22 protein-coding genes and 3 pseudogenes are annotated in these 20,359 nt (G+C 60.0%); 12 read left to right on the plus strand and 13 right to left on the minus strand.

Features of this window, described 5'->3' with window-relative positions; genetic code table 11:
* The 3 genes and pseudogenes from AB3X89_RS35605 to AB3X89_RS35615 all read left to right on the plus strand — a co-directional run.
* Positions 1-185 (plus strand): annotated as a pseudogene (locus AB3X89_RS35605) (IS21 family transposase); the annotation flags it as partial.
* 6 nt (positions 186-191) lie between these two features.
* Complete coding sequence (istB, locus tag AB3X89_RS35610; RefSeq protein ID WP_368587410.1) at positions 192-980, plus strand: IS21-like element helper ATPase IstB; 789 nt, start codon at positions 192-194, stop codon at positions 978-980.
* 216 nt (positions 981-1,196) lie between these two features.
* A complete protein-coding gene (locus AB3X89_RS35615; RefSeq protein WP_368587411.1) occupies positions 1,197-1,430 on the plus strand; it encodes an FCD domain-containing protein in 234 nt (77 codons plus the stop codon).
* Positions 1,431-2,171: 741 nt separating this feature from the next.
* Here the strand turns inward: AB3X89_RS35615 and AB3X89_RS35620 are convergent.
* Positions 2,172-2,894, minus strand: coding sequence for an IS6 family transposase (locus AB3X89_RS35620; protein ID WP_368587412.1), 723 nt, complete (start codon positions 2,892-2,894; stop codon positions 2,172-2,174).
* A gap of 41 nt (positions 2,895-2,935) precedes the next feature.
* Positions 2,936-3,163: a hypothetical protein gene (locus AB3X89_RS35625; protein WP_368587413.1), complete on the minus strand. Its 228-nt coding sequence runs from the start codon at positions 3,161-3,163 to the stop codon at positions 2,936-2,938.
* On the opposite strand from AB3X89_RS35625, the gene AB3X89_RS35630 reads away from it, so the two are divergent.
* The 5 genes from AB3X89_RS35630 to AB3X89_RS35650 all read left to right on the plus strand — a co-directional run bounded on the left by AB3X89_RS35630 (position 3,162) and on the right by AB3X89_RS35650 (position 6,295).
* Positions 3,162-3,719 (plus strand): phospholipase D family protein, encoded by a 558-nt coding sequence (locus AB3X89_RS35630; RefSeq protein ID WP_184251854.1) that lies wholly within the window; start codon positions 3,162-3,164, stop codon positions 3,717-3,719. The two genes, AB3X89_RS35625 and AB3X89_RS35630, sit on opposite strands and share 2 nt — an antisense overlap.
* A gap of 46 nt (positions 3,720-3,765) precedes the next feature.
* The gene (locus AB3X89_RS35635) at positions 3,766-4,086 is read left to right on the plus strand and encodes a hypothetical protein (RefSeq protein ID WP_368587414.1); all 321 of its coding nucleotides are present in this window, start codon (positions 3,766-3,768) and stop codon (positions 4,084-4,086) included.
* 107 nt (positions 4,087-4,193) lie between these two features.
* Positions 4,194-4,649, plus strand: coding sequence for a hypothetical protein (locus AB3X89_RS35640; RefSeq protein ID WP_368587415.1), 456 nt, complete (start codon positions 4,194-4,196; stop codon positions 4,647-4,649).
* A gap of 12 nt (positions 4,650-4,661) precedes the next feature.
* Positions 4,662-5,522, plus strand: a complete 861-nt coding sequence (locus tag AB3X89_RS35645) for a phage Gp37/Gp68 family protein (protein ID WP_368587416.1) — start codon at positions 4,662-4,664, stop codon at positions 5,520-5,522.
* Positions 5,523-5,623: 101 nt separating this feature from the next.
* Positions 5,624-6,295, plus strand: a complete 672-nt coding sequence (locus AB3X89_RS35650; RefSeq protein ID WP_368587417.1) for a Lar family restriction alleviation protein — start codon at positions 5,624-5,626, stop codon at positions 6,293-6,295.
* An 87-nt stretch (positions 6,296-6,382) separates the two neighbouring features.
* Here AB3X89_RS35650 and AB3X89_RS35655 read toward each other — a convergent pair whose 3' ends face one another.
* The gene (locus AB3X89_RS35655; protein WP_368587418.1) at positions 6,383-6,688 is read right to left on the minus strand and encodes a hypothetical protein; all 306 of its coding nucleotides are present in this window, start codon (positions 6,686-6,688) and stop codon (positions 6,383-6,385) included.
* 218 nt (positions 6,689-6,906) lie between these two features.
* A complete protein-coding gene (locus AB3X89_RS35660; protein WP_368587419.1) occupies positions 6,907-8,058 on the minus strand; it encodes a phage integrase N-terminal domain-containing protein in 1,152 nt (383 codons plus the stop codon).
* A gap of 1,103 nt (positions 8,059-9,161) precedes the next feature.
* Between AB3X89_RS35660 and AB3X89_RS35665 the strand changes: the two are divergent.
* The 4 genes and pseudogenes from AB3X89_RS35665 to AB3X89_RS35680 form a co-directional block, all read left to right on the plus strand.
* A pseudogene (locus tag AB3X89_RS35665) lies at positions 9,162-9,359 on the plus strand (plasmid segregation protein ParM); the annotation flags it as partial.
* 32 nt (positions 9,360-9,391) lie between these two features.
* Positions 9,392-9,757, plus strand: a complete 366-nt coding sequence (locus tag AB3X89_RS35670) for a hypothetical protein (RefSeq protein ID WP_176382589.1) — start codon at positions 9,392-9,394, stop codon at positions 9,755-9,757.
* A 105-nt stretch (positions 9,758-9,862) separates the two neighbouring features.
* Complete coding sequence (locus AB3X89_RS35675; protein ID WP_368587420.1) at positions 9,863-10,015, plus strand: hypothetical protein; 153 nt, start codon at positions 9,863-9,865, stop codon at positions 10,013-10,015.
* A 2-nt stretch (positions 10,016-10,017) separates the two neighbouring features.
* Positions 10,018-10,281, plus strand: coding sequence for a hypothetical protein (locus tag AB3X89_RS35680; protein ID WP_018432875.1), 264 nt, complete (start codon positions 10,018-10,020; stop codon positions 10,279-10,281).
* A 72-nt stretch (positions 10,282-10,353) separates the two neighbouring features.
* On the opposite strand, the gene AB3X89_RS35685 is transcribed toward AB3X89_RS35680, so the two are convergent.
* The 9 genes and pseudogenes from AB3X89_RS35685 to AB3X89_RS35725 all read right to left on the minus strand — a co-directional run bounded on the left by AB3X89_RS35685 (position 10,354) and on the right by AB3X89_RS35725 (position 19,645).
* On the minus strand, positions 10,354-10,578 hold the full coding sequence (locus AB3X89_RS35685; protein WP_368587421.1) for a hypothetical protein: 225 nt from the start codon (positions 10,576-10,578) through the stop codon (positions 10,354-10,356).
* A 91-nt stretch (positions 10,579-10,669) separates the two neighbouring features.
* Positions 10,670-11,812 (minus strand): primase-helicase zinc-binding domain-containing protein, encoded by a 1,143-nt coding sequence (locus tag AB3X89_RS35690; protein WP_368587422.1) that lies wholly within the window; start codon positions 11,810-11,812, stop codon positions 10,670-10,672.
* A gap of 508 nt (positions 11,813-12,320) precedes the next feature.
* Positions 12,321-12,746 carry a hypothetical protein gene (locus tag AB3X89_RS35695; RefSeq protein ID WP_368587423.1) on the minus strand — a complete coding sequence of 142 codons (426 nt, stop codon included), beginning with the start codon at positions 12,744-12,746 and terminating at the stop codon, positions 12,321-12,323.
* On the minus strand, positions 12,724-14,748 hold the full coding sequence (locus AB3X89_RS35700; protein WP_368587424.1) for an integrase: 2,025 nt from the start codon (positions 14,746-14,748) through the stop codon (positions 12,724-12,726). Before AB3X89_RS35700 ends, AB3X89_RS35695 begins: the two co-directional genes overlap by 23 nt.
* Positions 14,720-15,820, minus strand: coding sequence for a tyrosine-type recombinase/integrase (locus AB3X89_RS35705; protein ID WP_368587425.1), 1,101 nt, complete (start codon positions 15,818-15,820; stop codon positions 14,720-14,722). Before AB3X89_RS35705 ends, AB3X89_RS35700 begins: the two co-directional genes overlap by 29 nt.
* Positions 15,821-16,345: 525 nt before the next feature.
* A complete protein-coding gene (locus AB3X89_RS35710) occupies positions 16,346-17,545 on the minus strand; it encodes a tyrosine-type recombinase/integrase (protein WP_368587426.1) in 1,200 nt (399 codons plus the stop codon).
* 255 nt (positions 17,546-17,800) lie between these two features.
* Complete coding sequence (locus tag AB3X89_RS35715; protein WP_368587427.1) at positions 17,801-18,334, minus strand: single-stranded DNA-binding protein; 534 nt, start codon at positions 18,332-18,334, stop codon at positions 17,801-17,803.
* A gap of 11 nt (positions 18,335-18,345) precedes the next feature.
* Positions 18,346-18,639: pseudogene (locus tag AB3X89_RS35720) on the minus strand (hypothetical protein); the annotation flags it as partial.
* A 190-nt stretch (positions 18,640-18,829) separates the two neighbouring features.
* The gene (locus AB3X89_RS35725) at positions 18,830-19,645 is read right to left on the minus strand and encodes a replication initiation protein (RefSeq protein WP_368587428.1); all 816 of its coding nucleotides are present in this window, start codon (positions 19,643-19,645) and stop codon (positions 18,830-18,832) included.
* Positions 19,646-20,359: the final 714 nt, after the last annotated feature.

Consider the following 20,359-nt stretch of genomic DNA (forward strand, 5'->3'; position numbering starts at 1 on the left):
AACGGCTGGAGGCTGCGTGCGAGCGTGCGCTCGTGTTTGCCAGCCCCAGGTACCGCACCGTCAAGACGATCCTCGACAAGGGTCTGGACAGCCAGCCCACTGCAGCACCAGCGCCGACGTCTGCCGACACCTACCTGAACGGCGGCCGCTTCGGCCGTGACCTCCATTCCCTTCTGATCCATTGAACGTCCATGAATCCATGTCCAGAACTGAACACGATCCTCAAGCAGTTGCGCCTCTCGGGCATCCTCGACTCGCTCGAGCAACGCAACCGTCAGGCCATCGACGGGCAACTTGCCTACACGGATTTCCTCTCCATGCTGTTGCACGACGAGGTCGCACGGCGAGAGCAGAAGAAGCTCGGCGTGCGGCTCGCCCGTGCTGGCTTCGCCCTGGGCAAGACGCTCGAGAACTTCGACTTCGACCGCGTGCCCAAACTCAACCGCGCTCACATCCATGATCTCGCCACCGGCCGCTACATTGACGAGAAGGTCTGCGTGCTGATGGTCGGCCAAACCGGCGTTGGCAAGTCGCATCTCGCGCAGGCGTTGGGCCACTGCGCCGCGCGTCAGGGCCGTGATGTCCTGTTCATTACGCAAACCGGATTGCTCAAGAAGCTGCATGCAGCAAGGGCGACCGAACTCTATGAACGCAAGCTCCAGCAGTTTGTGCGCGTGCCGGTGCTGATCGTTGATGACTTCGCACTCAAACCTCTTCGTGCGCCCCACGACGAAGACTTCCATGACCTGATAGCCGCCAGGTATGAGCGCGCGGCGACGATCCTGACGTCAAATCTCGACTTCAGCGAATGGGGAGACGCGTTCCCCGACAACCGCATCCTCGGTGCTGCCACGCTCGATCGGCTACGGCACGGCGCCTACCGCGTCGTCATTGAGGGTGAGAGCTTCCGCAAGCCGAAACCGATGCCCGAAAACGGCGAAAACGCGGTTGCAAAATCAGGCAAAAAAACGCATTCTTGAGTCCCTTCGAAATCGCGTTTCGGGGCCATTCCAGGTGGCCTCATTACGCCGATCATCCCCGGCTCGATTACGCCGATCCGTGACAGCCCGATCCAGTTGATGGAGGCTCGGCTCTATATCGAACTCAAAACATCAGAATTGGCTGCGATAAACTGCACTGATGCAAATCTGAATCGGCTGCGTCAGGCTATCGAGATGTAGGCGGGGCCGGAATCAGTGCGCGATCCACACTATCGGGATAGCGGCCCGAACTTCTATGTTGAGCTCGCGAGAGCTGGTGGCAACGCGGCCTACGCATTCGTGGTCGCATCGCTGTGGGATAAGATTTCTCCCCTGCTATTCAACAAATTCGAGGAACTGCTCGCGGGTCCAGAGCGACCCACAGACACGATCGATGAACACCGGAAAATTTTTCATTCGATCGCAGGTCAAAAAAGTTGCTTCGCTTAACGCCATGAAGTGCCGTCTTGAAGCCGTGCTATCAGCATTCTCGAGAGGTCTCGACGACGGTTGAAAGCCGTGGCTGAATTGAACGCGCAGTGAATGCGCTCACATCGCGCCGTATTGGCCGGAAGACTGAGCGCTTTGGTGCTTGCACATATGTTTGGCATCAACGGCTACCGAGCGGGTATTGAGCGCGACCTTGTGTAGCCGTAATGGATGCGTGTGCCAGCAGGGGATCGCGAGGAGGAGTCGTCTGTCTCCTGTTCATCCGAATGGCGGGCCAGGCGCCCACTGCTCCCGTAAACCCAATCATTGCGATGGCGACAGCAGCGACCTGAAGAGAAGTTGGAATATCGTGAATCGTAACCGCGCCGATGATCAGCGCGACAGGGGGTACCATGGCCGGCAGTACCGCCGCACGCGACGCCCCCAAGATGCGAACCGACTTGGCATATGCGTACACCGTCAATAGCGCGGCAACAATACCCTGTAGTGCCGTGTCCCGGCAAACCAACCCAGACTGACATGAGGAAGTTGTCCGTGCCCTGTGATCAGATACACCGGAAGATACGCGAAGCCAGATATCACATTCACCGCGGCCACTGACGAAATAGGATCCGCATTCCAACGCTTAAGCATAAAAGTGTACGCGGTCCAGAGAAAGCCAGCCGCGACGAACAGCAGATCTCCGAGGTTCTGTTGCAGTAAGGGTGTCGGGACGAGAAATGTCGATATGATAAGTATTGCTTATGACACAAGGGAGTAAAACTGCTGGGAAGCAGACGACGGGTCTTTGCCCGCACATTTCATCTGTCCTTTCCTGATCATGTGCATTACCTCGATGCCGCCGAGAATGACCCTCGCACGGTGGAAGTTCTTGAATCCCAGCATCGGCCGGGTCCGGCGTTTGATAGCCCGATGGTCCTGTTCGACAATGTTGTTCAGGTACTTGATCTGACGGACCTTGATCGGCGTCTCGCGATCGGCATTCACCGCATCCAGTGCGGCCAGATTGGAGCCGCTTTTGTCGATGGTCACGGTCTCTGGCGTACCATTATGGGCGATCGCCTTTTCAAAGAACCGCCGGGCAGCGAGCTTGTCCCGCCTGGCCCTGAGCAGGAAGTCGACCGTGTCGCCCGCCTTGTCCACTGCCCGGTAAAGATATTTCCACTCGCCTTTGATCTTGATATAGCTCTCGTCCATTCGCCAGCTTTTCCCAACCGGACGCTTGTGCTTGCGCAAGCTCCTTTCGAAGAGCGGCAGCAGCTTGATGACCCAGCGGTACACCGTCGAATGATCCACCGCGATACCACGCTCGTCCATCATTTCCGCAAGATTGCGCAAACTCAGCGAATAGGCCACGTACCATCGCACGCACAGCAAAATCACTTCAAGCGGGTAGTGAAGGCGCTTCAGGACCTTGGCCAGGCCCGGCGCGAGTGTGGTTCGCGGTGTCTTCGTCTTCTTCATCGCACAGCTCAAAAATTCGCTACCCAATTTTAACGTGGGCCTTACTGCAACAGAACCAAGAAAAGCGGGCGCTTCGGCTCGCGCGCGGCATTCCGGCAGTCGAATGGGATGTTGATCGGGAGCCGCTCGCGCAGGTGCAGCTTCCGCCCCTTCGCGACGCGCGCGCGACTTGACTTGGCCAGAGGCCCGGTAACCTGGAAACAAGTGGCCGCCGCGGCAACCGGCCCCGGCGCGTGAATATCCAACAACACACACAGGAATCCGACCATGCAGTTCACGAAGGCAATCATGAGCGCGGCGGTGGCCGCAGTAATGGCAACCGCGGCCCACGCTTCAGCTGGCAGTGGCGCGTGCCAGCCCGAGGTCGGCTTCTCGCCCGAAGGCAGCGCGGCCGCACTGGTCGACCGCGCGATTGACAGCGCCCAGCGTTCGATCCGGGTGTCGGCGTACTCGTTCACTTCGCCCGATGTCGTGCGTCACCTGCTCCAGGCGAAGCGCCGTGGCGTCGAAGTCGCCGTCGTTGTCGACGGCAAGAACAACCTCAGCGAGGACCGTTCCGGCAAGGCCCATGCGGCTATGAACCTGCTCGTGAACGCGAGCATTCCCGTGCGCACCGTTAGCGTCTACCCGATCCACCACGACAAGGTGGTGATCGTTGATGGCGTGACGGTACAGACCGGTTCCTTCAACTACAGCCAGGCTGCGGCGTCTCGCAATAGCGAAAACGCGCTCGTGCTCTGGGACTGCCCGGCCGTCGCCCGGGGCTATCTCGAGCATTGGCAAAGCCGCTGGGACCAGGGCGTCGAATTCCGTTCCTCCTATTAAAAGCGCTGGACTTCCAGGCGCTCTGACCCACTGAACAGGAGTACCCGTGCAACAGATATCCCAGGTAGTTCAGGACATCCTCAATCTGACGCGCTATGCGGCGTCGCCGTTCGTGCTCACCGGTCGCCCCGATTCTGTGCGCCAGTGGCTTTCAGTGTTGCAGGAGCGCCTGAACGCGACCTTGCAGCGGGTCGATAACGCGCTCGCGTCATTCGAGGAGACGCGAGAGGGTGAGGACGACTGGACAGACGAAGAGCGCGTTCTGAGCGGTGAATGGGTGCAGCGCAATTTTCCGAACGAGTCAGACAGTGTCAGGGCGGCGCTGCGCAAGGCATGGGTCGACGGACAACGACTGCGGGTCCGCTAGCCTGGCCAATCTTCTCGCGTGCCGGGGTGACTTGACTTCCATCCGGGTTCGGCAAGATGGAAATGCACGCCCGGTTCCCGATCGGGCTATAACCACCGGAGTCCTCGATGCTAGGCAAAAGCTTTTTTCTTGAACGCGCAATCTCGCGCTCGCTTGACTGGCTGGGCCGCTATCCCGCGTTGGGCTGCGCCTGCCACGATCCACAATCACTCTCCTCGGGCCGCCAGATAGTCGTCGCCGCGACCACGTCGAGTGGCGTGCGCTGCGTGTTTTTCAGTGCAGTCGGTTCCGTCCTCGATTTCAGCGCGACATGGGCCGAACTCGAGCGCGCGAAAACCTGGTGGTACTTCGTGCAGCGCTGGTATTTCTGGGTCGTGCCAGACGCGAAGACGATCGACGCGATCAATTCGACGGGCGATCAGATCGGCCATCTGATCGTCCCGATCTGCGCGCCGTCCGATCTCGCCGACGCGGCGTTTCTTCCGTGGCTGGACGCGATCGAAAAGCGCGCCCGCCAGTGCGGCACGCTGGCGGTACAGTCTCACGATGTCGAAACTGTCTGAGCGGGAGCCGGCATGAGCGAGAACAGCAAGATCGAATGGACCGACCACACCTTCAATTCGTGGGAGGGCTGCCAGAAGGTCGGCCCCGGTTGCGATCACTGTTATGCGGAAACGCGCAACGCGCGCTTCGCCGGCGGCACGCCCATCAACTGGGGCCCGGGCGCGCCACGTCGCCGCACCTCCGCCGCGAACTGGCGCAAGCCGCTGCTGTGGAATGCGCAGCATGATGAGTTCTTTGCGACGCACGGTCGCCGCCAACGCGTGTTCTGCGCATCGCTCGCCGACGTTTTCGACAACGAGGTCGATCCGCTATGGCGCCGCGATCTGTTCGAGCTGATCGAGCGCACGCCGAACCTGAACTGGCTGTTGCTCACGAAGCGCATTGGCAATGTGTCCGACATGGTCGCTCGCGCGCGATCGCGCGATTGGCTCGCGGGCCGCGACAACGTCTGGCTCGGCGCAACGGTCGTCAATCAGGCCGAGGCCGATCGCGACATCCCGAAGCTGCTTGCGGTGCCAGCGCGGGTGCGCTTCCTCTCCATGGAGCCGCTGCTGGGCCCGGTGAGCTTCGAAGGCATGTTCGCGGGCAGTGACTGGCGCGACCACACCAACGCCCTCGAGGCGCTCGACTGGATGATTGTCGGCGGCGAAAGCGGACACGGCGCCCGGCCAATGCATCCCGATTGGGCACGCTCGCTGCGCGACCAATGCGCTTCCGCAGAGGTGCCGTTCTTCTTCAAGCAATGGGGCGAATGGGCGCCCGGCTCAAACCCCTCCAGACAGCCGATGGACCGCGTCGGCAAGAAAGCCGCCGGTCGCGAACTGGACGGCCGCGTTCATGACGATTTTCCTGAAACTATTCTTCATACATAAAGCGGCGCTTTTCCGGTTGTAAATCGGCTTTTCTCGCGTCCAATGTCCAACGATAATGCCTGCCAATATCTCCCAATAAATGCACGGCGAAGACCCGGACAATGTACGAACAGCTCTATCCCTGCGACCACTGCGGCGGCCGCGGCACCCTTGGGTTTTCCCAACGGGTCGTCGCGGAAACCGGTTCGTCTCCTTTTGACTACGGCAAATATGGCCGTCACGCCGGCCCGCCTGTCATCGGCGACGTCATGCCCCGCCCCGCATTTGCTCCCCAAACCGAAAAACTGGTCTGCATCTACTGCTCGGACTGCGGCATGTCAACGCCGTGGCTGCCCGTAGGCAAGGACGAGAAATCTGCAATGACCCGATGTGCTCATATCTGGAACCGCCGGCTGAGTCGCCCGAAAATCACCGAGGGCGACCTGCGTGACCTGATCGAGAAAGAGCTCGGGGCGTGTGATTCACAGATGGTCATCGACATGCTCGCGCGCAACAATGAAGACTGGGAAACGCGCGGCCCGCTATTCGCCATGCTCGCCCAGAGGCTCGTCGACGCTACAGTGTCAACGATCGACAGCTGGCCGATCGATCCAGTCCTGAAAGACGCCGCACGCTATCGCAAGCTCGTGCAACTGGCCAAGTGGGTCGATATCGACGGCGAACGCTACGTACAGTTTCCGAAGATCCCGTCGCCCAGCGAGCATGACCAGTGTCTGTTTGAAGATCGAATTGCGTTGGCTGTCGACGCAATGCCTGACCGCGATCGTTGGTAACTGAGAGCAAACGTCATCAGACCGCCGTGCTGGGGCATCCGCGTCGTCGGGGGCCCCTGCACGCACTCGTGGATCGAGTCTACGTGATTAGCCTAGCCACGTCCGATCACCTGGAGTGATAGTCGTGACCTTTCCCGTGTTGGAGTCGTACCGGACCTCTCCGCAGAACACGTCACCCGCGTCGTATCCGTAAAGTGACCGATTCGGATCTCCCCTGTCGTACAGGACCCTGCCCGTTTCTACATCAGAGAGCTGGAATTTCTGGTCGGGTTTCGTCTTGAGATAGGCGATTATCTGCTCGGAGGTATTGAAGTACCGATAATGCTGCCCGTCCTCGAACAGCAGCTTCGCCAGCTGTACCTCTTGAATTCCACCTGAGTCGACAAGAATCATGATCGCACTCCTGTTGGCGGGGAACTGCCCCCAAGCAGTATAGGAGTCAGGAGTGCCGGCGTTTCCATGCTGGCGTATGACAACTGCCGAACGGCGGAAATGTAAAAAAAGAAGCCGGCTGTGAAAGCCGGCTTGAACGGTCTGACGGCCGCCGCCAGAACCTGAGAGAGATTCCATTCTGCGGCACGCCGACTGAGCGGAATCAGGGATATGGCGTCTCAATTTACGGTTCCTTCCCCCGCTGCCGCCCCGAATATCCGATAGAGCGCCTGACGCGAGATACCAAGGGCCGTGGCGGCATGGCTCTTGTTGCCTTCGGCAATCCTGAGCGCCTCGCGAACCTCCTCGACCGTCGGCAACTTCCTTTGTAGCCGCTCCTGTTTCGCAAACGTCGACAGGTAAGCATTCGCCTTGGTCACGCGGCTATGACCTGCCGCCTGAACGACCCGGCGCATTGCTTCCTGGTGCACCTGCGGGTCCGGACGCTCACCGGCCCGCTTGATCGGCGCGGGTGTTCCTGCTGTCCGCTCATAGAGCGATTGCAGGTATCCGTGGCGCAGGCCGTGACTGGTGATACCCAGACCCGACTTCGTCACGCCGTGCTTTTCCAGCACGTAGTAATACCAGTCACGCCATTGCGTCAGCGTCCGGTCAGCCGGCACAGTCGAGCCCGTCACGCCGTTGCTCAGGCTCGCCGCTTCTTCAAGAATCGCAATCTTCGCTTCGAGCGGCACCTCGCGCGGACGACCGCCCTTGGTGCCGCGTACTACGGCGAGCATCTGTGGATTGCGGACGGCCTCAAGCGGTCGCAACATGAAACTCTCCTGAACGCGCACACCGAACGCCGCCTGCAGCTTCAGTTGCACCGCCGTATAGGGGCAGGTTCCGGCGATCTCTTCGATCTTCGCTGCGGCGTCAATGCCGTGTGCCTCCCATGACTTGTCCTCTGTCGCGACATAGCTACGCACTAGACCATGCTCACGGCGGTCAACATAGTCGGCCAGCGTTCGCACCAGTTTCGGCTTGCCCATCCATTGTGCGATCGCCCGCAGGTACGTCAGCTTGTTCTCGATCGTCCCCCCGCTCTGGCCATCCGCGACCCAGTGTTTGACAAGACATTCGACGTGCTTGTGCTTGAGAGACCATGGCGTCTGTAACGCATAGCCGTGTTTCCGCAGCTCCCTGAACGACTTGCACAGCGCCGTCGCCCGACGTTCCTGCGTCTTGATCGACAGCGCCTTGTGACTGATCCGGGTCGTGCTGTGGATCTGCGCGACGTGCGTATCGAATAGAGCGAGCAGCGCATCCCTGAACTCGGGAGCGAATCGGTATTTGTTCACCACTGCGCGCACGTTGAGAATGGCAGCCATCGTTGACGCTCCGCGCGGCGAGCTCGCCGCAGTATCGTTGCCCGGCGCCCGCTGGTTCGCAGCATCCCTACCTGATGCCGTGACCCGAACCAGCGGGCTTGTCTTTTCTTCGCCGCCTATGCGGCTTCGCCGTTTCCCCGGCGCGAGGGTCCTGCCTTCCGTTCCTTTAGCGATTCCATCCGATCAGCCAGATGCATGGGAAGAGCATGCAGTCCGACTGTCCAACCTGCTGCCTGCCGGCGTGCATCGCGCTTCGCGCAAGACACCACCGACGTATTCGCGAGGCATCCCTGCCGTCGCGCTGCGCGGGTAAATCCCGCCTCGATGCAGCTTCGTGGCTACCCTGCCAGCGTGACGCTTTGCGCGTCGGGTTCGTTCGCCGCTTCGCGGTGACGCCCCCTCGCTATGGGCCGGGCAAAACCTGATACGCGTTTGTGTACGGCCGCGCGCGCCGTGTCCTCTTCCGTCAGGGAATCGCGGTGTTCCGGTCTTTTCCGGTCCGCAGGAGTTCCCCCGCCCCCAAGCACGTTCATCTCGGCCGCGGTGTATCGGGCTTCGTGAACGCACCCAGCTATTGCTGAAAGGGCGTGTGCAAACGCAGATGAGCATGCGAAAAGTGTCCGGTGTCCGGTCTCTCCACATGTCCTCATTGCGTCACATCGCGGCAAACCGCCGCCAATCGTATGGATATCGCAGTGTCCGGGGGTCCTCATGGTGGACCATCGTGGACTTGGTTTACTTCATAAAAAGGCCGCTTCATTGTGCGGCCCGGTCATTTGCTGTTTCTGGCCCGTTGCGGGCCTGGGGATATGGACGTGCGAGTGCCTTGCACTCTGGTTCGATGCGTCATCGACGCGGTAGGTGACCCAAGGATAGAGGCGAATTGAACACACGCACCGCCCGAAAGCTGGGCAGAACCGGTTGGCTTTGCTGACTTGACTTCGCTGGACGCTCGATAGACTCGAAATCATGCAGAACTGACAGAAAAGTGTCAGTTATCTGATAGTTCGCCGGTTCACGTGAGATGTGGCGGCCCAAACTGATACTTATCTGTCAGTTTTCTGTCACTTCATCGCGATCCCTCAAAATCGAACGGAGTCATCTTGAAAACTTCCGTCTTCGCAGTCGACGTCGGCTACGGCAACACCAAGTATGCACATCGCGCAGCCAGCGGCAGCATCGCCACCGGTATGTTTCCGTCGCTCGCCCCGCTTGCGGCGAGCCGTGCACTGTCCGGCTACGGCGACAGCGTGCTCGCGTCACGCAAGGTCGTGACCATCGTCATCGACCAGATCGAGTATGGCCTCACGCGCGAGCGTGCTACTGCTAAAGCATGAGCGAGAAGTTCGACATGAAGCTGGTCATCGACGCGGTGAGCACGCCGCTTCTCCATGCGCGACTGAGCCAGGCATCGTCATACAGGGAGCGGGCCGCTCTGCTTCGTTCGCTTGCCGAGTCCGCCCTACGCGGGCAAGGATCAGCAGGCACGAACGCAGCGGCTTCGTTTGCAGGTGACTCTCCGTTATCGTCGGGAACGCAACCGGCAGCCGCTCAGTTGCGTCAACCGGAAGAGGCCCCACGCGTTGTGCCAGAAGCTACTGCCAGCGTCGAACGGAGTCCCGCTGTTTCCAACGACGGCGACCCGGCCAGGAGTTACGACGTCAATGAAATAGCCGATGCGTTCGGTTCATTCATCTGAGCGTGGCGACTTGACTTCTCTGTGGTGATGCGAAGATGGGTTATCGCATCGGTGTGTTCATCGCGCGCCGCGCCTCGCACCGGTGCAACGTTCACTGGAGGTTGTATGCTGGAACTGATCGAAATCGTCCGCGGCGGCCTGCCGCTCGGTGAGCTGCGTACGTGGGTGTTTTTTGCGACGGCCGCGGCCACCGGCATCGCAGGCTGGTACAGCTACGATGTGCTCGCCTGGTACGCGAACAGGAACAAGGAAGGTTAAAAATGGAACTCATCGACCGGATGGTCCCGTTCTACAGGAAGTTTATGGCGCTGCCGTTCTTCGCCCGCCGCGCGATCATCTTCGTCGCTTCGGTCGTGATCTGGATCTTCGGCGCGAAGCTCGCCAGCATGCACGTCAACGAACAATTGACTGTGCCCATCTTGCTGGCGGGTTGTGCGGGTGCCCTGTGGTCCAGCGAAATCTGGCGGCTGTGGAAGGTCTTCGCCGTCGTTGTGGTGATATGCCTGGCGGTGCTCAAATCCTGAAATTGGCGAAACGCGCAGACGAAAAAAAACGGCTCCCCCAATAACCTTGGGGGAGCCGTTTCTCTATACCGCTCAGTGCGGCCGCGGAGCCGCGGTAACAAGTAGACGGCGGGCGCAAAAGTCCCACGCTTCATCAAAACTCTGGTCACGGCTGGCGTATTGGGTATTGCCCGTTGCCTTCCGGTCAATCACATCAAAGGCCACTGCTTCGGACTTGATGACCGGCTGACGGCCGCCTTCGACACCGTTCGTCGCAACGATCGCGAACCCACCCACGAGAACCTGAAACGAGCGCATTTTCTTCTCCAGAAAAATAGCCCGACGAGATATTCCCCGGTGGGGAATATCCCCACCGGGCAAGATAAAAGAGGTGTGGCGAAAGCCGCGCTTACTGCAATGCTTTTGCGACTTGAGCAGCCTTCGCACCGCCGCGACAGTTCTCCATCGACGGCACCGCATTCGCGCACCGTGCAACCCACTCGTCAGCGAAGTCGGTTCCGCGCACACGCGGCCGGTGAACGATGACCGTGAACCCTTCGGCTCTCAGACGCTTCGCAAGCTCGACGCCCCCTGCTACGCCGACGGACTTGCCGGTCTTTGGATCGACCGCGTCGAAGTCAACGAAGATGTGCACGACGCGGATACCCAGACCTTCCGGCACAACGAACTGACGCATCAGCCCGATGTTGAGGCAGTACCACGTCGGCACACCGAACAGCATGTGCGCGGCACAGGCCGTTTCGAGCCCCTCGGCGACCCCGATTTCACCATTGACTGGCTCCATCAGACGCACTGCTCCGCCCGCAAGCGGATTGAGCGTCATGTCGTTGAGTTTCGGGTCGAGGATTTCGCCCTCGGCCGACACGATCTGCGCCTTTGCGGGCGTCGATCGTTCCAGAAAAGTCCGGTGCAGTGTACCCAGACGTCCATCCGGCAATTCGAACCGCGCGATGATGCCCGGCCAGTTGCCGATCACCTTCTTCTCGTGCCGATACTCGAGCATGCCGAGTCGCAGCGCCGGCGACGGTGCAACATGCAAGCCTGGCACGCGTGCGGCCAGATAACGCATCACCAGATCACCCGCCGATAGGGGTTTTGCAGCATCCCACATCGAGCTCAAACGCCTGGCAACAAACTCCGGGCTCGCCTTGCGCATCGGCTTGGGTGCTTCAGCAGCGCCAGCGACACGGATTGCCCGCGGCGCAGAGCCACCGTCGATCTCGCGCATCAGCCGGTACAGCCCCATCCGGTTGACACGTGTGATCAGCTGAAGGCCGTCGCCCGCCATCACATCGCCGTTGTTGCAATGGCGGCATACCCAGTCGCCTCGCCCACGCCTGTTGTCGTAGGTGAAGCGATCGTCGCCGCCGCAAACGGGACACGCACATGCCTTGCCGGTCAGACGGTCAGCAGGCACGCCATAGCTCACGAGGAGCGAGATCCATTGCTCCGGGGAGCGCGTGAACTCCTTCAGCTTGCGCTGTAGCCACGTGTACTGCTCGGGCGTGAGTTCCCTTCCATTCAAACTCATAGTCACTCTCCTTTGCGGAAGTGGGTTAGGTCGGTGCCTGAGACAGGCGTAAGAACGCGTGCTCAAAAAAGCGGTCCGCGCACTGGCGGGCGGCTTTTTTCAGCAGACGTGCTGGCTGGATTGCAATAGAAGACAGGCGCGAACGGCCGTTGCAGAAGATCCGTCGCACGACACGCCCGAAGGCGTGTCGTTGCGAAGGTGAGGTGTTACGGGAGAAGAACTGGAGGAACGGTGAGCCTTTCCGGGATCAGATGATCGACCACGCTGAACGCGTGTGAAAACCAAAGAACGGTTCTGTCCCGTAATTGCGTAAACATTGCCACGCGACGCAGAACGGGCCGACCGTCGCGACGTTGGGCGGACTGATTCGTAAAGATTGGCGCTGGACGTGCCCGTGCCTGCTGGGCAATCGGTCGATGCGCCTGGAGCGCGAGTCACGATTCAGTGTAAAGCGTGTGCCCAACCGCCAATTCGGTGAATCCTCGCGCAATCGACCCTGCTTTCGCCTCTACGTACCTTTCCGGTTGAGGTCATCCAGCGGACGATCCAATTCCTCAATACTCATGCCTTTTCGGGAACAATGGTACGCAATGCGCTGCCAACGCTGCAGCCACTGCTGCTCCAATGTTTCATAATGTCGAATCTGCATACGTAGACTCTCGACGGTCTGATCAAGATACGTGAGCTCGTCACTACGGGACCGCGACCGGGAACGTCGATCCGGAGCCGCGAGTGCATGCTTCGCTTGCTGGTAGGCGCGCAAGATGTCAGGGTGGCGACTGAGTGCCTGGCGTGTGAACCCGGAGAACGCTTCGATCCGCTCCCATGTGAGCTTTATGCCGAGTTCACCGTCCCGCCAGCGATCAAGTTCAGCGACGATCCCCGCGGCCTTGCGCTCGCTGATCTTCGAGTTAGCCCGGATCGCTTTCGGCATTGCAGCCCCCTTCGTCGATATAGCGCACAAGGTCAGCTTCATCGAAGTCCAAGGTCGCCAGTTGCGCCATCAGCTGCCCGTACCGGCTACGCAGGTGCCTCATCCAGTCCGGTTCGACCAGCGCCTGTCCGTCGATCCGCATCTGGACATTCTGCAGGCTCACGTAGACGACGGCTGCCTGTCTCTTGAGTTCGTCTGATCGCGGCGCGTCGTGCCTCAGCCAGATATATTCGTCGCAATTGGCCGAGCACTGCAGATGACGCGGACATGGCGCCATCTGGAAGTCGTGGATGCACATCCCCGGCCCGACATCATGGACGGCATGGATGCGTGCTGACAGAAACGTGTGCGCGCGCTCGACTGGCAATACCGTCGCTATCTCCGTCACGGCACCGCTGATGCGACCGCTCATGATGTCCGTCACTACCTGCATGGCTTTTTGGCCGGGCGTCATGTGCTGATAGGCCTTGGTGTCGGCCGCGTGCTTGCGCCCGAACCACTTGGTCTGGACGAGATCCGGCGCACCACCCTCATCGAGCAAGTGATTCAGGAAGTGGCGGAATCCATGCGAGCGGACGTTTATGTGGCCACCCTTACTGTCGACGATCGCGTAGCGCTCGAAGACCGAGCTGATGACACCACGCCCGGTCAGGAAGTCGCGCACCTGCTGGTCCGTGATCGGACGCGCCGCATAGGTCAGCGTCGTCCGGGTGCCGCGATGCATCTGGTTCGTATACGCAACGCAGAGCGCTTCGTGGAGTGCGAGGCCGCGGCCGGGCGCGCCCGGTATCGTGGGCGACATCCAGTGATCGGCCCTGATTCCTATCAGCAGCGCGCCGCGAGAGACGCGTATCTTCCCGCCAACAATCTTGTACGCAATGCTCCGCGCTTTCAGGAACTGCGCAACCGCATTGCTGCGCAATCCCAGTATCGCGTGCAACGAGGGGCCAACAATTTCCACCGGCAACGGTATGGCTGTGAGCAGCTCACCCGATTCATGGAAGGCGCGGGCGACCTGCCGCGCTCCCCGTGTTGTTTCGCGCAGCTCAGTCAGCGCCTCCTCGACGACCTCCTCCGTTTCCGTCAGCAATGGCTTGCTTTCCCACTCGACGGCCACATCGTCGGCCCGTCCCTTCAAGCGCGCATAGCGCAGAATCTTGCAGCCGTCCTCGGCCAGCAAGAGTGGCTTCTCGGGCAGGGTTAGCATTTCGCCGATACGCAAGCCGGTACACACCATCACGGTTGTGATCAGGATCATGATGCGATCGGCACTGACCGGATCATGCGGCGATGCGCCGCGCGGAATCCGCTGGTACAGGTAACCGATCGCCCGGACGGCGTCCTCATCTGGCAGACGGCTCGCTGGCCTGGCCTCCCGAGCCGCAGCGTCGATACGGTCAGGCGTCATCGATCGCGGACGGGATTTACGCCGGCAGCGCCAGTCAAGTCGCAGGCGACACAGACCATTACGATCCAGTGCGTCCGCAAACTCTTCCATATGGCCGACGACCTTGTATGCGGATGACTCACACTCACGTTCGAACAGCACCGCAGCAGCGGCGTCCAGGTGGTCCGCCGTCAGTTCCCCGATGTCGTGATCACGATCCGCAAGCGCATCGAATACGTAGCGTGTGGCCCGAACGAACACCATGTGGCTGCCCGCCGACTGGCCCCGTTGACGATGCCGCAGACACACGAGCGACTTCACGACATCACCAAACGGGCCGCACAGCGGCGCACCATATATGCGAGGCATGGTGCTATGTTGTGTGAACAGCAACCGCTGTGCAGGCCGGTCTGCCTTGTACGCGCGGGTGCGGTGCCGGTAGGTCTCTGACACGTCCCAGGTCGAACTGTCCCAAGCCACGCCCGCAAACGGAACTGCAGCCTTGGCTCTGGATACAAGCGCCGCACGGTTGACGATCCAGTTAGCCGACAGCACGCCGACCGAGCAGGTGGGCGCGGCCATCGATTTACGTCTTCTTGCGAAGTCGGCGGACATAGTCTTCAACCTCCCGGACGACCTGCGCAACGGCATAGATGACATCATCGAGCTGGATCGACAGGCGCGAACCGTACTTCGTTTGACGGTCCTCGCGGCTGGCGAGCAGTTCGTTCAGAACGGCTTGATGGTCTGCTTCCGCATAAGGCTGGAATTTAGGGCAGAGGTAGCAAGAGAACGGCGGATCAAGGGCGCAGAGGCGCTCCTGTCCGCAGGCGCCAATTTCAACCGGCGGTACAGCCGACACATCTCCAACAAACCGGATGCTTTTCTTGGGATCAGATCCGTTCACGGCATATGACGCTGACGGCACCACCGTCCCACGGAACAGCCTCATCAGCGGCCCGATCTTCAGCGCGGCGGCACGGTCAAGGATGGTGGTCAGCCGCTTCCCCTTCAGCGAGTAATAGACCTGGACGTGTTGTGTATCCGAATGGTCGAGCATTGCAGCCAGAACCCTTCTCGATACGCCAAGTTCGACCATCGTCGTCGCGAACGTGTAACGCAACCGGCGCGAGCTGATGCGAAGGGGACGCGCGGTGCGAGGCGATACGAGATCCATGCGCTTTGAGAACTGCTGTACCAGTCGAGTGAACGACTGGGCAGTGATGTGGTACGCGTATTCGCCCGTATCCGTCCCCTCATGCCATTCGTCGACATCGCATCGCATGAAGAGCGGCCTGGGACGGTTGCCGCAGTCGACTGTCTTGTTGACCTCAATCAATTCCCTCAAGAGGTCTACCAACTCACCGCTGACAGGCTCCTCGACGAACACCTGTCGCACGCCAACGCCCGGCTTCTTGATTCTCGGAATGGCCAGCACCCAGTGGGCAGGCACGTCGAATCCGTCGAGAGCGTTCCTCAAATCCGTCTCGCGCAGCAGGCAGAAGTTGGCCGGATTGCGGCCATACGCAAGACTGAGCGCGACGGCCGTGCGCTGCATCACGTCGCCTCGCTCCATAGATCTGTCGTCGAGCAGCGCGCGACGGAGCAGCGTCACCTCCCGGGCCGCACTCCTCGTCGTCCAGTTCCACGGCAATGCGCGATGGCCGCGTTGGGATCCGGATTTCATCGAGTTCCAGAGCGAACTCCACGTCGAAACCAAGGCAGTCCAGCATTTCTGATGACCAGATATACCAGCTGCGCAGGACGTAAAAATCGTCCATCGCTTTCCGTACACGAAGGACCTGAATTGCCTTCTCCACCGAGGCGCGCAGGGCTGCACGCAGCCGCAACGGATCATCGATTACCGAGAGATGCTGCCACAGCACCTGCAGTTCGCCGGTCGACATATCGTCACAGACGGGCCGCCCACTCAGCGCTGCCGCCGTTGTCTTAATAGCACCCGCGACGGTCCCACCGGACTGTTGTGTAAGAAGCTGTACCGCCCATCGCCGCAGCACATAGCTCACGATCACGTTGCAGTCGGCGAGGCTGGACCAGTCGACTGCAACGTGTGCGGTGACGACATTGAACTTCCATACGAGGCCGTTGAGATCCATCCGCCGTCCATCGCGGTCCACGATGTAATCTGGCAACGTAGGCAGTCCGTACCGCCGCAGGTGCGCGGCCATGGCCCGGTTCACCTCACCGTTCGTCACACGTCGCTCCCGACGATTGAACTGCCGAAGAGCGAAGCCTGGTAGCTCAGGCTGATCTCGCATGATTCCCGCCGGATCGCAGCGTCGATATACGGCCTCACCGAGTCGGCCGAGCGCCAGCCGAAGAAGTACATCATGTCCTTGTCGATACGCTCTTCATCCAGGCCGTTGCGCAGCCCAGCTGCCCGGAAGTTGATCGCGCACGTGCTGCGCAGGCAGTGCGGGTGCAGGTCGTCGAACTCAGGATGAACGGCGGCAACCTGATCAAGCAGACCGTTCACGCGCGCGAGGCTCATCGGCTGCCCACCCCGGCTCAGAAACAGGAATGGACTCCTACTGGCTCCGGGAACCGCTCGGCGCGTTCTACAGATGTACTCGTTGAGGTATCTGGCCAGCCAGGCATCGCACGGCAGATGTCTCGACTCGGTTTTGACGTGCGGCTCGTTGATCCGTGGATCAGCGGGATCGTCAGGCGAGCGCTCGACGCGGATTTCGGGAATGGTGCGGGCCAGGTGGCAGTCCGAAACCCGGAGCTTGAGCAGTTCACCCCGCCGCACGCCGAGTGTTGCCATCATCAACACGATCAGGTAGTTGCGCTGGCGATACGGCTTTTTCCAAGGATTGTCGCCAGAGTCGGGATGGCAGATCTGCAATAGCCGCTGCAGCCGGTCGTCGGACAGCGGCGCCGCGTGCACGGCGGATGGCAGGCGGGCTCGCGCCGCAGTCGCAAAGCTGCGCTCGATGAGCGTCAGCCGTGCCCGTATGTCACGGATTTTCGGGCTGCCCACGGGCATCGCCGACATCGCGCACTCGAGGTGCCACACGACACATTGCGAAACGACGTTCAGCCGGAATGTCACGGTGCCAAGTGAGACAACCAGCTTGCGGACCTTCCCCGCCACCCGGAAGTTGCGCCGTAGCCATGGGTAGAGCTGGCTGACGATTTCGTCCTGCGTGAGCCCTTCGCCGGATACGAGTCGCGCCTCAAGGGGAAATGCTTCCGTCGACGCCCATGCCCACAGATAGCCCAGAACGTACAGCGTCTTGACGAGGCTGCTGACCGACAGCCGGGGGCGCAGCCGTCCGATCAGATACGCGTTGACCCAGGGTATCGGTTGCCTCTCGGCGTCCAGCAGGATCGGCAGACGTTCGCCGCCCGGATGCAGGACCGTGACCACGTGAAATGGGGTATGCATCGGCTTCTCCCTGATGCTTCCGATTCAACGTAGGCAATGTTTACGACTTTTTCGTGGCAGCCCCCGGCGAAGGCCACCCGTCCGGGCCGTCGGCGCCCGACCTTGACGGTAATAGTTACGAACAAAGAATCGCCGGCAGCCGCGGTACCTCTCCGGCAAATGTTGCGGGTCAGGGAAAGCTCGGAATCCCAGATACAAAAAGAAAAACCCCACCAAAAGGCGGGGTTGATCTTTACAGTTTTCGGTTACGAGACCTCAAAAGGGTATGTCGTCGTCCATTTCATCGAAGCCACCGCCGCGCGGAGCACCGCCACCGCCATGAGACGGCTGCGGAGGTTGCGCACGGGTGCCAATATTGTCCGGCGCTCGCGCATCACTGGAACGCGAGGCCGGCGCGGGCCGGCCGGTGCGCGAGCCACCACGCTGTTCGAAGTCACCAGCGTTGTCGCCACTACTGCGGCCGCCGAGCATCTGCATCTGTTCCGCGACGATCTCGGTCGAATAACGATCGGTGCCGTCCTGCGCCTGCCACTTGCGCGTGCGGATGCGCCCTTCGAGGTACACCGACGAGCCCTTCTTCAGATACTCGGACACGATTTCGGCGAGCCGGCCGAAGAACGAGACTCGGTGCCACTCGGTCGCTTCCTTCATCTCGCCTGAGGCCTTGTCCTTATAGCGATCGGTCGTCGCAAGACGGATGTTTGCCACAGCGTCGCCGCTTGGAAGATAGCGAACTTCAGGGTCTGCGCCGAGGTTGCCGACGAGAATTACCTTATTGACTGATGCCATTCTTGATTCCTCTATTTAGTAATTGACCATAGCCACTTGTCCCACATGACCTGTTTGCCTTCGACCATGACCGGACTGCCATCGCTACGAAATGCCGGGACCTTGGTCTTGCGCAGGCGCCGCACTGAAACAACATCACCGACGACGCAGTGACATTCCGCGATTGCGTCCTTCAGGCCTTCACCCTGAAGCGTTCGCTCCCCTGTCGTCGTGTCGATGTGCATGGCGAATGACTTGTAAAAGCGCCCGGGCCTGTTGCGATCCGGGAACCGCTCTTCTCCCCAGGACAGGATGCGACCCGTCACATCGGTCCCACTCAGCTGCCGTTGGCCACTCGCTTTTCCCGTTTGCAAGAATTGAGCGATTTCAAAAGACGCTTGCGCGTCTCTTGGCCGAGAGCGCGCCAAGCTCCGTCGTTCACGGCGGGGAGCCGCCAAGCGATTTCGCTGCGCCGATCGACTTCCTTGATAGTGGCGATTGGATGACCGACGAGCCTTAGGCCGCATCGCCTAGATCGAGGCGGCTCTGCGGGTGTTGAATGAACTGGAAATCGAGAGAATTTACAGCCCGACCGAGCTTAACTGGTTTCCAGCTGATAACGAGATCCGCCTTCGAGTTCAGCTCGTTCACAGCCATCTCAATCACACGCCGCTTGATATCCGCAAATCGATAGGTGTCCGGTATCTCTAGGACGTTACGAAAATCTTCTAGCGTAATCAACAAGCGACCGCGATCCCGCTCGCGCATGAGCAGTTCCAGGAGGCGCCAAGAATAGAGGGATTGAAGTCCGCGTGCGAACTCAAGCTGGTACGACACGAAACGCCGTTGCAGCATGAAGATGTGCGGAGTTAGATCTGGAGAGAAAGAAATCTCTGCCCAGCCCTCGCCTTCGTGGTACACAGCTTTCCAAACCCAGTTTAACGAAACCTTCTTTGGGCCATCCATGTATGTCAGCGTTCTCTTTTGGAGACTCGCACATCCATCCCGTAGACCTTCGTACGCGGCAGTCGCCTGCTTCTCCCCGGTTCGCGGAGCCAGCGCTGCCAAAGCAGCAAACTCATCAGCTCGGACACGAACAGAGACATACCCGCTAGATCGGCCGTGCAAAAATGGCGACTTCTTGCTGTCAACGCAACGAAGCGCGGCCATCATCACGCGCTTCTCGTTCAGCGAGAGGCCCTGTTGGGCATTTACCAGCGCCCGGCTCATGGCCACGGTGCCCTTGATACGACCGTCGCCGTCGGTTGCAGCTTCATCCGAACCATCGATTGTTACGGGCTCGACTTCTACAATTTCTACCTGCGGTTGCACGTCGGTTTGCTTTTTTCGTCGGGGCACAAAAGTGACTCCTCGGCATGGACGTCACAATTATAAGGTGACATCGCCACTAATCAAGTCACCGTTGTGGATAACGGTCGGATTGTGTCAACTCTGGCCCGCAATAAGTCCACTTAGGGTCGGAATCTGTCACTCGGGGGTCGGTAGACGTCACCATTGGGTCGGATAACGTCACCCCGACCGAATAATCCAGCGCATAAAAGTATTGCAAATCAAGCAACTAGAGTCATGCAGGCAGCGTTTACAAAAGGTTTTACAAACAGGTTTACGAACTGGTTTACTATTTGTATTACAAAAAAGGCCTTGAGAGAAATAATCCTGCCATTACCCGTACGGCAGACCACTAAGGCGGCGCTAGAGGTCGGAATACGTCACCTTTAACGTTTGTTCAAGGTCGTCGACCTAGGTCGGAAGATGTCACTGGACTCTAATGCGCCCTCGTGTCTTCGCGTTCGTGCTACTGGCGTGGAGTTCTACTGACCGAGCATTCACCGTCTAGCGGCCGCAAGAGTATCTTCGAGTGCATCGCGACGGACACCTCGTAGGTGAAGCACCGTCGGACGCAAAAGGTGACGCATTCCGACCTTCTTTTTTTGCTCGATGGACTGGAAAGGTGACGTTTTCCGGGCTGCTTTCGGCCAAATGGGGCAATGTGCTAGCAGTCGACCGACTCCCGACTGTCGGCTG

The organism is Paraburkholderia sp. BR14320, from assembly GCF_040948665.1.
In the GTDB taxonomy this organism is placed as follows: Bacteria; Pseudomonadota; Gammaproteobacteria; order Burkholderiales; family Burkholderiaceae; genus Paraburkholderia; species Paraburkholderia youngii.

What these genes read in the sequence shown, in the direction of transcription:
- AB3X89_RS35710 (WP_368587426.1), bottom strand. Translation starts at nt 17,545, where the DNA reads ATGCATACCCCATTTCACGTGGTCACGGTCCTGCATCCGGGCGGCGAA.
- AB3X89_RS35715 (WP_368587427.1), bottom strand. Translation starts at nt 18,334, where the DNA reads ATGGCATCAGTCAATAAGGTAATTCTCGTCGGCAACCTCGGCGCAGAC.
- AB3X89_RS35620 (WP_368587412.1), bottom strand. Translation starts at nt 2,894, where the DNA reads ATGAAGAAGACGAAGACACCGCGAACCACACTCGCGCCGGGCCTGGCC.
- AB3X89_RS35655 (WP_368587418.1), bottom strand. Translation starts at nt 6,688, where the DNA reads ATGATTCTTGTCGACTCAGGTGGAATTCAAGAGGTACAGCTGGCGAAG.
- AB3X89_RS35645 (WP_368587416.1), top strand. Translation starts at nt 4,662, where the DNA reads ATGAGCGAGAACAGCAAGATCGAATGGACCGACCACACCTTCAATTCG.
- AB3X89_RS35630 (WP_184251854.1), top strand. Translation starts at nt 3,162, where the DNA reads ATGCAGTTCACGAAGGCAATCATGAGCGCGGCGGTGGCCGCAGTAATG.
- AB3X89_RS35660 (WP_368587419.1), bottom strand. Translation starts at nt 8,058, where the DNA reads ATGGCTGCCATTCTCAACGTGCGCGCAGTGGTGAACAAATACCGATTC.
- AB3X89_RS35670 (WP_176382589.1), top strand. Translation starts at nt 9,392, where the DNA reads ATGAGCGAGAAGTTCGACATGAAGCTGGTCATCGACGCGGTGAGCACG.
- AB3X89_RS35650 (WP_368587417.1), top strand. Translation starts at nt 5,624, where the DNA reads ATGTACGAACAGCTCTATCCCTGCGACCACTGCGGCGGCCGCGGCACC.
- istB (WP_368587410.1), top strand. Translation starts at nt 192, where the DNA reads ATGAATCCATGTCCAGAACTGAACACGATCCTCAAGCAGTTGCGCCTC.
- AB3X89_RS35640 (WP_368587415.1), top strand. Translation starts at nt 4,194, where the DNA reads ATGCTAGGCAAAAGCTTTTTTCTTGAACGCGCAATCTCGCGCTCGCTT.
- AB3X89_RS35675 (WP_368587420.1), top strand. Translation starts at nt 9,863, where the DNA reads ATGCTGGAACTGATCGAAATCGTCCGCGGCGGCCTGCCGCTCGGTGAG.
- AB3X89_RS35690 (WP_368587422.1), bottom strand. Translation starts at nt 11,812, where the DNA reads ATGAGTTTGAATGGAAGGGAACTCACGCCCGAGCAGTACACGTGGCTA.
- AB3X89_RS35695 (WP_368587423.1), bottom strand. Translation starts at nt 12,746, where the DNA reads ATGCCGAAAGCGATCCGGGCTAACTCGAAGATCAGCGAGCGCAAGGCC.
- AB3X89_RS35685 (WP_368587421.1), bottom strand. Translation starts at nt 10,578, where the DNA reads ATGCGCTCGTTTCAGGTTCTCGTGGGTGGGTTCGCGATCGTTGCGACG.
- AB3X89_RS35700 (WP_368587424.1), bottom strand. Translation starts at nt 14,748, where the DNA reads ATGTCCGCCGACTTCGCAAGAAGACGTAAATCGATGGCCGCGCCCACC.
- AB3X89_RS35625 (WP_368587413.1), bottom strand. Translation starts at nt 3,163, where the DNA reads ATGGTCGGATTCCTGTGTGTGTTGTTGGATATTCACGCGCCGGGGCCG.
- AB3X89_RS35705 (WP_368587425.1), bottom strand. Translation starts at nt 15,820, where the DNA reads ATGAAATCCGGATCCCAACGCGGCCATCGCGCATTGCCGTGGAACTGG.
- AB3X89_RS35680 (WP_018432875.1), top strand. Translation starts at nt 10,018, where the DNA reads ATGGAACTCATCGACCGGATGGTCCCGTTCTACAGGAAGTTTATGGCG.